An 8,322-nucleotide genomic window follows, 5' to 3' on the forward strand; every position below is an offset into this window, starting at 1 on the left:
TATCTGACCCATGAGTAGTATCTCTCACATGGCAACAGCCAGGAGGCGGTTATCCCCCGAGGACCGCCGCGCTGAGTTGCTTGCTCTGGGGGCGGAGGTCTTCGGGAAACGGCCTTATGACGAGGTCCGTATCGACGAGATCGCAGAGCGGGCCGGGGTGTCTCGTGCACTGATGTATCACTACTTCCCGGACAAGCGCGCGTTCTTCGCCGCGGTCGTCAAGGACGAGGCGGACCGGCTGTACGAGGTCACGCAGAATCTGCCGCCCACCGGGCTGACGATGTTCGAGGAAATCCGGATCGGTGTGCTCGGGTACATGGCGTACCACGAGCATAATCCGGAGGCCGCGTGGGCCGCGTACGTCGGCCTGGGCCGCTCCGACCCGGTCCTGTTGGGCATCGACGACGAGGCCAAGAACCGTCAGCTCGAGCACGTCATGGACCGGATCGTCAAGACGATGGCCGCGATCCCCGCCAAGTTGCTGCCCGAAGTCGAGCGCGACCTGCGGATCATCATCAACGGCTGGATCGCCAACACCTTCGAGATCTGCCGTCAGCGGATCATGGACCCGACGGCCAACGCCGAACGCCTCGCCGACTCCTGCGCGCACTCGCTGCTGGACACGATCGCCCGGGTGCCCGAGATTCCGCCCGAGCTGGCCGGTCTGATGGCCACCGCGCGGGAAGTTCCGCAGTAGTTTCAGCCAACCTCGCCGAGTGTCGGGTTGAGGCACGGTTTTCCGCGGCAGGCGTGACAAAACCCGACACTCGCCTCAGTGGGAAGCCTGCGTGACGAACCCGGCTCTGGCTGCCGCGCCGGCGTCGTAGTCGGAAATCCAGTTGTCGGCGAGGATCTCGACGAGCTGTGCGGCCTGCCGTTGCGGGGGCAGATCGGGGGAGCGATAGACGCGCCCCGTTTCGCGGGCGTTGCGCTGGACCCGGCTGGTGCGGTCATACCGCAGTGATTCATACCAGGACAACCGTCGAGGGATGTCGGTGACGGCCGCCCCGGCCAGCACGGTCGCCAACACGACGGCATCTTCAATCGACATGTTGGCGCCCTGGCCGAGGTACGGCGTCATCGGATGCGCGGCGTCGCCGAGAAGTGCGATGCGGTTGGTGGTCCAGCGGTTCAACGGCTTTCGGTCATATATTCCCCAGCGGAACGTCTCGGTCATTGCCCCGATGACTCGCTGCACCGGCTCGTCCCATCCCGCGAACTCGGCGGCCAGCTCCGCCACCTCCCCTGGGGCGGTCCAGGATGCCTCGGCGTCGAGATTGCTTGCGGTGAAGGCCACCACGTTGAGAAGACGCCCCTGCGAGACCGGATAGATCAGGAAGATGCGCCCGGGACCCGTCCACATCTGGGCGGAATTCAGATCGACGACGCCGTCGAGACGTTCGACGGGAATCAGGCCGCGGTAGGCCATCATGCCTTCGCTGGACAGCTCGACGGGATCGGCCACCACGCGCAGCACCGCCGAGTGGATGCCGTCGGCGCCCACGGCGACGTCCGCGCGATCTTCGGACCCGTCGGCGAAATGGATGCGGACCTCGTCGGGCGTCTCGACGATGTGCTGGCAGCGATGCCCCAGCTGGACGGTTCCCTCGGGTAGCGCGCCAAGTAATGCCTGTTGCAGTTCGCCACGGTGCAGGGGCAGGAAAGTCGACGGGCGATCGGGGCTCACCGCCGGCCATGTCGCTGGTAGCGGAATGTCCTCTCCCCGCCAGGTGCGCGAGCGCATGCGCTCGACCGGGGTGCCGAGGGCGCGTACGCGATCGCCGAGCCCCACTTCGTCGAGGGCACGCAGACCGTTACCGGCGACGATGACACCCGCGCCCACCTCGCGCAGCTCGCGCGCCTTTTCATAGACGACGACGTCGATACCGTTCGCGCGCAACGCCGCTGCTGCGGTGAGTCCACCTAGTCCGGCGCCGATGATCGCTGCCCGCATGTGTTCGTCCTCTCGTCATTGGTTGCCATGTTGTTAGTAAGCTAATGATTAGTATGCTAACCTTTACACTATGGGAGTGCAAGGGCAGTCGAGCGAGACCAGTGCGCGTGAGATCGAAGAGCTTGCGGCGGCCACCGACGCGCTCTACTTCGCGATGCGTCGGGGCAGGACGTCGTCCGCAGGCACGCAGGCGGGCATGACCCGCTCTCAGCTGGAGTTGCTGGCGCCGCTGATCGACGGGGAGGCGATGCCGGTGAGCAGGCTCGCGGGCACGGCGGGAGTGGCGGTGCCGACGGCCACTCGCGCGCTCAAGCAGCTAGAGGAACGGGGAGTGGTTGAACGCGCCCGTTCGTCGGCCGATGACCGCCTGGTGCTGGTGGGCCTGACGCCAGCCGGACGTACGCGGGTCATCAAAGCGCAATTGGCCTTTCGGGCGCGGCAGCATGAGGCCTTGATGGAGCTGTCCGGTGCTGATCGTCGTGCCATCACCGCCAGCCTGACCCGGCTCACGGCACTCATCAACGACGCCCATGGCCGCCAACCCTGACGCGGCTCGCCGCGGGTGAGCATGAGGCGTTCGCATGCGCACGTTGCCGGATGCTCAGAGTGCGAGGCGTTGACTCGGCAGGCCGGTCAGATCGCTGATGAGCTCAAAATCGTTATCGACATGCAGCACGGTCAGCCCGACGAGTTCGGCGGTGGCGGCAATGAGCAAATCGGGGATGGAAGGCCCGCGGTGCTTGCCGACGTCGGCGAGCATGAGTTGCACTTCCAGGGCGCGGTCTTCGATTGCGGGAGTCAGATACTCGACAGGCATTGCGGCCAATGGGGGTTCACGGAAGTCACGCCGGGCCGAGGAGCCGGTGCGCGCGGAGTAGCCGATCTCCAGTCGGGTGAGGTTGGTGATGTGGACCAGCCCGCGTTCAATCCTGTTGTTCCATTGGTCGATCTCGGGACTGCTGGCCATCCGCACGAGCGCAGACTTGTCGATCAGCCACGCTTGCGTGCTCATTCCCAGGCCCGGTCAACGACCGCGGGATCCGTGAGATCGCGATAGGTGTCTGCGAATTGTCGCCAGTCATCGGCGGTGACGCTGGTCGGTGCCGTGCGCGCGTCTTGAGCCAGTCGGCGGCGAATGTATTCGGTGCGGGACAACCCAAGCCGCGCGGCGCGCCGATCTAAGGCGGCCAGCACATCGTCGGGAATATCGCGAATCAGGACGTCACTCATTGCTCCTCCGCGGGTGATATCTAATGATATCACCCGGAGTGGGCCCCGTTCGACCGATTCAGCGCCCGAGTGGCGCAGTAGCTATTTGCGGAACGGAGCGGATACTCACCCCTTCGGCACCTTGTAAACCCGGCCACTGACGCCAGCCCAGGCGCCGACGTAGACGTTGTCGGAGGCATCCACAGCCACGCCGTCGTAGTTAATGCTAGAGGACAGCAGGACGCTCGGTTTCGTTGCGCCGGCCGGCAGTTTTCGCACCACACCGCTGGTGTTGGTGACGTAGACGGTGCCCGCGGTGTCCACCGCCAACTTAGGGAGACCATGAAGGTCGGCGAACGGCAGCACAATCGGGGCGGTTGCGCCAACGCCCAGCTTGAGCACCTGACCGTCATTTCTCGGTGGGGAACTGATCCAGTCGCCGACGTAGACGTTGCCGGCAACGTCTACCGCCACCACCGTTGGATCTCGAAGGTCGCCGAACGGCAGCACACTCGCCGCGGTCGCGCCGGGCGCCAGTTTGAGCACTCGCTGGCGACCCGCATCCGTGACGTAGACGTTGGCCGCGGCGTCTACAGCCACCGCGACGGGTTGGTTGGGGACGCCGAACGCGAGCACACTCGGAGTGGTCGCGCCAGGCGCCAGTTTCAGCACACGTCCACTGGGACGGTCGGTCACGTACAAGGAGCCCACGCTGTCCACCGCCACATCGGAGGGGCCAGCGGCGTCAGTGAACGGCAATACTGTGGCGGCGTTAGCGCCGGCGGCAAGTTTGAGCACTCGGTGGTTGTCCCAATCGGCGACGTAGACGTTGCCGGCTTTATCAACCGCAATCCCGAGGTTGATCCCGAGGCCCGCGAAGGGCAGTTCAATGGGAGCGCCGTCCGACGCCGCCTTTGGGGTGGGCGATGAATGTGACGGCTGGTTTTTGGCCAGGGCCGGGATACCGACGGCGGCTGCGATCGCGGCGACCGCGCCACCACCGATCAGCGTGAGAGTGGTGCGCCGACTCATCCCGCCCGTCTTTGCCGGGATGGCCGGCGCGGGCGGCTCGGCTTTGACCGTCGGCGACTGCGCGGTGACGTGCTGGGGGGCTGGCTGAGTTTCGCGCACGCGGGTCGGATTCACCACGGGCCGCGCGATGGGGACGGTGATCGCGTCTCGCGCGGCGTTCGCCAGTTCGACCGTCGTCGCGTACCGCTCATCTGGGTCTTTGGCCATGCCGGTGGCGATGACGTCGTCAACCTGCGGCGGAACCTCGGGTTGATCGAACGAGGGCCGCGGCGGCGGGGCGCTCAGATGCGCGGCGACCAGACGGGCCATGGTGTCCCCGTCGAACGGCGGATGGCCGGTCAGGCATTCATAGAGCACGCAGGCCAGCGAGTAGATGTCGGCGCGGGCATCCTCGGCCCTGCTGTCCAGGCGCTCCGGAGCGATGTACTGGAACGTCCCAATCATGAACCCCGACTTGGTCATCCGCGTCTCCTCCAGCACGCGGGCGATCCCGAAGTCGATCAGGTAGGCGAAGTCGTTGCGGTCCAGCAGAATATTGGAAGGCTTGATGTCGCGGTGCAGCAGACCCACCTCGTGCGCGGCATGCAGCGCCTCGGCGACCTGGCCGATGATGTGCACCGCGCGGGCGGGTTCCAGCGGGCCGTCGGCGAGCACGGTTTGCAGGTCGCGGCCCTCGACCAGACGCATGTCGACATATAGGCGCCCGTCGATCTCGCCGTAGTGATGGATCGGGATGACGTGCGGGCTGTTCAACCGCGCCGCAGCGTGGGCTTCGCGGCGGAATCGGCGCTGAAAGTCTTCGTCCTCCGACAAACCCGCGGGCAGCAGCTTGAGTGCCACGATGCGGTCGGTGTCGGTGTCATGCGCACGCCACACCTCGCCCATCCCGCCGCGGCCCAACACCTCGATCAGCCGGTAGCGCCCGAACGGTGTCCCGTCCACCTCAGCCGACATTGCGGTCCCCTGATCTGCTACGCCGTCACAGATATGAAGATGTCCATAAGTATTACCAATCCGATTCAAAGATTTCCGGGTTTAACGACAGTGCGGCCCCCTCGGCGTGGGCGCCGTGAAGGGTTTCAGCTGCGCGTTGCCACCGGTCATCACCTCGGGCGAGGCCAAGCCTGCGTCTGTCCGCTTGCAGGATTCTTGGAACTAGCGACATTCCCGATATCCCACGGGCCTACCCCCGAAGTCCATCCAACGCAAAGCTCAATAATGGCCGAATGGTCAGAGTACGAGCCGTTGATTCGGCAGGCCGGTCAGCTCGCCGATGAGCTCAAAATCCTTTTCGACATGCAGCACGGTGAGCCCGACGAGTTCGGCGGTGGCGGAATGAGCAAATCGGGGATGGAAGGCCCGCGGTGCTTGCCGACGTCGGCGAGCATGACCTCGCTGTCGAGCCGAGCGTCCCTGAGTTCTTGTCGGTACCCATTGGCACTATGAACAGGTGGCCCCGTTAGACCGATTCAGCGCGATCACCCGCGACTGGTTCACCAGCACCTTCGCGGCGCCGACGGACGCGCAGGCCAGCGCGTGGGACGCCATCGCGGACGGCAAAAACACCCTGGTGATCGCGCCGACGGGCTCGGGCAAGACGCTGGCGGCGTTCCTGTGGGCGCTGGACGGCCTGGCCCGTGACGCCGAACGCAAGCCCGGCACCCGCGTGCTGTACGTGTCGCCACTCAAGGCGCTGGCCGTCGACGTGGAGCGCAACCTGCGCACGCCGCTGGCCGGCCTCACCCGGCTGGCCGAACGCCGCGGCGAGCCGCCACCGCAGATCAGCGTCGGAGTCCGTTCCGGTGACACCCCGCCCGGGCGCCGCCGGGAGCTCATCAACCACCCACCCGACGTGCTGATCACCACGCCGGAGTCGCTGTTTCTGATGCTGACCTCGGCGGCGCGCGAGACCCTGACCGACGTGCAGACCGTCATCGTCGACGAGATCCACGCGATCGCCGCCGGCAAGCGCGGCGCACACCTGGCGCTGTCGCTGGAGCGACTGGACGACCTGGCCGGGGGCCGCAAAGCGCAGCGCATCGGCCTGTCGGCGACGGTGCGTCCGCCCGAGGAGGTGGCGCGGTTCCTGTCCGGCAGCGCGCCGACGACCATCGTCGCTCCCCCGTCGGCCAAGACCGTCGAGCTGTCCGTGCAGGTGCCGGTGCCGGACATGGCCAACCTGGCGAACAACACCATCTGGCCGGACGTCGAGGCGCGCCTGGTCGACCTGATCGAGGCGCACAACTCGACGATCGTGTTCGCGAACTCGCGGCGCCTGGCCGAGCGGCTCACCGCCCGGCTGAACGAGATCCACGCGGAGCGGTCCGGGGCCACCCTGGACGGCGACGGCAACCCGGGGGTGGCCGGCGGGGCGCCGGCGTACGTCATGGCCAGCGGCCAGACGTTCGGCGCGCCGACGATCCTGGCCCGCGCCCACCACGGCTCGGTCAGCAAGGAACAGCGCGCGATCGTCGAGGAGGACCTCAAACGCGGGCAGCTGAAGGCCGTCGTGGCGACGTCGAGCCTGGAGCTGGGCATCGACATGGGCGCCGTCGACCTGGTGATCCAGGTGGAGGCCCCGCCGTCGGTGGCCAGCGGGCTGCAGCGCATCGGGCGGGCCGGGCACCAGGTCGGCGAGACGTCGCGCGGCGTGCTGTTCCCCAAGCACCGCACCGACCTGATCGGCTGCGCGGTCACCGTGCAGCGCATGCTCACCGGCCAGATCGAGACCATGCGGGTGCCCGCCAACCCGATCGACATCCTCGCCCAGCACACCGTGGCCGCGGCCGCGCTGGAGCCCCTCGACGCCGACCGCTGGTTCGACACGGTGCGCCGCAGCGCCCCGTTTGCGACCCTGCCGCGCAGCGTGTTCGAGGCCACCCTGGACCTGCTGAGCGGCAAGTACCCGTCCACCGACTTCGCCGAGCTGCGCCCGCGGCTGGTCTACGACCGCGACAACGGCACCCTGACCGCGCGGCCCGGCGCGCAGCGCCTCGCCGTCACCTCCGGCGGCGCCATCCCCGACCGCGGGCTGTTCACCGTCTACCTGGCCAGCGAAGCCGAGAAGCCGTCGCGGGTGGGCGAGCTCGACGAGGAGATGGTCTACGAGTCGCGGCCCGGCGACGTGATCTCGCTGGGCGCCACCAGCTGGCGGATCACCGAGATCACCCACGACCGGGTGCTGGTGATCCCCGCGCCCGGCCAGCCGGCCCGGCTGCCGTTCTGGCGCGGCGACGAGGTCGGCCGCCCGGCGGAGCTTGGCGCCGCGCTCGGCGCGTTCACCGGCGAGCTGGCCGCGCTGGACCGCGAGGCGTTCGGTGTGCGCTGCGCGGGCCTGGGTTTCGACGACTACGCCACCGACAACCTGTGGGTGCTGCTGGACGACCAGCGGAACGCTGCCGGGGCGATACCCACCGACACCACGCTGATGGTTGAGCGGTTCCGCGACGAGCTGGGCGACTGGCGGGTGGTCCTGCACTCGCCGTACGGGCTGCGGGTGCACGGGCCGCTCGCGCTGGCGGTCAGCCGGCGGCTGCGGGAACGCTACGACCTCGACGAAAAGCCGACGGCCTCCGACGACGGCATCGTGGTGCGGCTGCCCGATTCGGGCGAGAACCCGCCCGGAGCCGAGCTGTTCGTGTTCGACGCCGACGAGATCGACCCGATCGTCACCGCCGAGGTGGGCGGTTCGGCGCTGTTCGCATCGCGGTTCCGGGAGTGCGCGGCGCGCGCCCTGCTGCTGCCCCGTAGGCATCCCGGCCGCCGCTCGCCGCTGTGGCAGCAACGCCAGCGGGCCGCGCAGCTGCTGGAGGTGGCCCGCAAGTATCCCGACTTCCCGATCGTGCTGGAGACCGTCCGCGAATGCCTGCAGGACGTGTACGACGTCCCGACGCTGGTCGGGCTGATGACGGGCATCGCGCAACGCAGGGTGCGGGTGCTCGAGGTGGAGACCGCGAAGCCGTCGCCCTTCGCGGCGTCGCTGCTGTTCGGCTACGTCGGCGCCTTCATGTACGAGGGCGACAGCCCGCTGGCGGAACGCCGCGCCGCTGCGCTGTCGCTGGACAGCACCCTGCTGGCCGAACTGCTGGGCCGCGTCGAACTGCGCGAGCTGCTCGACCCCGACGTCA

Annotated in this window: 7 protein-coding genes and 1 pseudogene; 3 read left to right on the forward strand and 5 right to left on the reverse strand. The window is 67.7% G+C overall.

The genetic code is table 11. The features are described from left to right. The first annotated feature begins 28 nt into the window (after nucleotides 1-28). Nucleotides 29-697: a TetR/AcrR family transcriptional regulator gene (locus tag AC5Y5V_RS28100; protein ID WP_499941752.1), complete on the forward strand. Its 669-nt coding sequence runs from the start codon at nucleotides 29-31 to the stop codon at nucleotides 695-697. A gap of 75 nt (nucleotides 698-772) precedes the next feature. Here AC5Y5V_RS28100 and AC5Y5V_RS28105 read toward each other — a convergent pair whose 3' ends face one another. Then, entirely contained in the window at nucleotides 773-1,954 is a 1,182-nt protein-coding gene (locus AC5Y5V_RS28105; protein ID WP_499941754.1) for an FAD-dependent monooxygenase, read from the reverse strand. 76 nt (nucleotides 1,955-2,030) lie between these two features. Between AC5Y5V_RS28105 and AC5Y5V_RS28110 the strand changes: the two genes are divergently transcribed. Further along, nucleotides 2,031-2,501 (forward strand): MarR family winged helix-turn-helix transcriptional regulator, encoded by a 471-nt coding sequence (locus AC5Y5V_RS28110; RefSeq protein ID WP_499941756.1) that lies wholly within the window; start codon nucleotides 2,031-2,033, stop codon nucleotides 2,499-2,501. A gap of 54 nt (nucleotides 2,502-2,555) precedes the next feature. Here AC5Y5V_RS28110 and AC5Y5V_RS28115 read toward each other — a convergent pair whose 3' ends face one another. The 4 genes and pseudogenes from AC5Y5V_RS28115 to AC5Y5V_RS28130 all read right to left on the reverse strand — a co-directional run. Continuing rightward, complete coding sequence (locus AC5Y5V_RS28115) at nucleotides 2,556-2,966, reverse strand: PIN domain nuclease (protein ID WP_499941758.1); 411 nt, start codon at nucleotides 2,964-2,966, stop codon at nucleotides 2,556-2,558. Then, entirely contained in the window at nucleotides 2,963-3,184 is a 222-nt protein-coding gene (gene vapB / locus AC5Y5V_RS28120; protein WP_499941760.1) for a type II toxin-antitoxin system VapB family antitoxin, read from the reverse strand. The genes AC5Y5V_RS28115 and vapB overlap by 4 nt, the downstream gene beginning before the upstream one ends. Nucleotides 3,185-3,289: 105 nt before the next feature. After that, complete coding sequence (locus tag AC5Y5V_RS28125; RefSeq protein ID WP_499941762.1) at nucleotides 3,290-5,149, reverse strand: serine/threonine-protein kinase; 1,860 nt, start codon at nucleotides 5,147-5,149, stop codon at nucleotides 3,290-3,292. A gap of 276 nt (nucleotides 5,150-5,425) precedes the next feature. Beyond that, nucleotides 5,426-5,583, reverse strand: a pseudogene (locus AC5Y5V_RS28130) (PIN domain-containing protein); the annotation flags it as partial. A 62-nt stretch (nucleotides 5,584-5,645) separates the two neighbouring features. On the opposite strand from AC5Y5V_RS28130, the gene AC5Y5V_RS28135 reads away from it, so the two are divergent. Next, a partial coding sequence (locus AC5Y5V_RS28135) for a DEAD/DEAH box helicase (RefSeq protein WP_499941764.1) occupies nucleotides 5,646-8,322 on the forward strand: 2,677 nt, incomplete at its 3' end.

This window comes from Mycobacterium sp. NGS68, assembly GCF_059812195.1.

What these genes read in the sequence shown, in the direction of transcription:
- AC5Y5V_RS28100 (WP_499941752.1), top strand. Translation starts at nt 29, where the DNA reads ATGGCAACAGCCAGGAGGCGGTTATCCCCCGAGGACCGCCGCGCTGAG.
- AC5Y5V_RS28125 (WP_499941762.1), bottom strand. Translation starts at nt 5,149, where the DNA reads ATGTCGGCTGAGGTGGACGGGACACCGTTCGGGCGCTACCGGCTGATC.
- AC5Y5V_RS28115 (WP_499941758.1), bottom strand. Translation starts at nt 2,966, where the DNA reads ATGAGCACGCAAGCGTGGCTGATCGACAAGTCTGCGCTCGTGCGGATG.
- vapB (WP_499941760.1), bottom strand. Translation starts at nt 3,184, where the DNA reads ATGAGTGACGTCCTGATTCGCGATATTCCCGACGATGTGCTGGCCGCC.
- AC5Y5V_RS28105 (WP_499941754.1), bottom strand. Translation starts at nt 1,954, where the DNA reads ATGCGGGCAGCGATCATCGGCGCCGGACTAGGTGGACTCACCGCAGCA.